The 264-nt window shown below is 72.0% G+C and carries 1 protein-coding gene; it reads left to right on the top strand.

Annotated features, from left to right (window positions below):
• Positions 1 to 264, top strand: a 264-nt coding sequence (locus ADK41_RS14270) for an AMP-binding protein (protein ID WP_159043972.1), incomplete at both ends; no start/stop codon positions are given.

Raw genomic sequence — 264 nt, 5'->3', positions numbered from 1 at the left:
TGCGGGGGAGCGGCACCGGCGGGTGCTGGCGTACTCGCCGCCGGCGTTCGACTCCTCCACGTACGAGCTGTGGGTGCCCCTCCTCAGCGGCGGCACCGCGATCGTGCTGCCCGCCCCGAAGCTGGACATCGCCGAGCTGGCGGGTGCGCTCACCGAGCACCGGGCCACCGCGGTGTATTTCACGACGGCGTTGTTCGACGCGATGGCGTCGGAGGCGGTGGGCGCGTTGGCGGGTCTGGAGGAGATCTGGACGGGGGGTGATGT

Origin of the sequence: Streptomyces caelestis (assembly GCF_001279005.1) — a bacterium.
GTDB classification, from domain to species: domain Bacteria; phylum Actinomycetota; class Actinomycetes; order Streptomycetales; family Streptomycetaceae; genus Streptomyces; species Streptomyces heliomycini.
The sequence above is the reverse complement of the archived record's forward strand: the minus strand, read 5'-3'. Positions and strand labels throughout refer to the sequence as shown.